Annotated in this window: 1 protein-coding gene; it reads right to left on the reverse strand. The window is 39.4% G+C overall.

All coding sequences use genetic code 11. From position 1 onward, the window contains the following. The coding region (locus tag ACIR131C_RS26765) for an NFACT family protein (protein ID WP_231395450.1) at positions 1-350 on the reverse strand (350 nt) is incomplete at both ends.

The following is a 350-nucleotide window of genomic DNA, read 5'->3' on the forward strand; positions in this document are numbered from 1 at the left end:
GCATTTAGTAACATTGTCTCTAATAAAGCCGAACTTAAACCACTGTAACTTTTAAGTAATTGGCGCTTAATTTCCCCTGGTACTAAACTTACCCGTTCTTGCCAACGTTCTAGAGATTCGGTTAAATTGGGGGTTTTTCCCGTTAATTTTGGCGGTTTTTCGTAATTTTGTCCCGTTTGAATGGGACGCACACTAGATTGTTGTTGACTAACTTGATGGGCAGCAGTGATAATTTCGTTACTAGCATCAGTTAAAATCACATTGCTATATTTACCCATAATTTCAGCATAGAGGTGATAAAGCGCACTTTCTCCTGGACGGGGGGCAAATTGTAAATCAATTACCCTCTC

Origin of the sequence: Dolichospermum circinale AWQC131C, from assembly GCF_000426905.1 — a bacterium.
Lineage (GTDB): Bacteria > Cyanobacteriota > Cyanobacteriia > Cyanobacteriales > Nostocaceae > Dolichospermum > Dolichospermum circinale.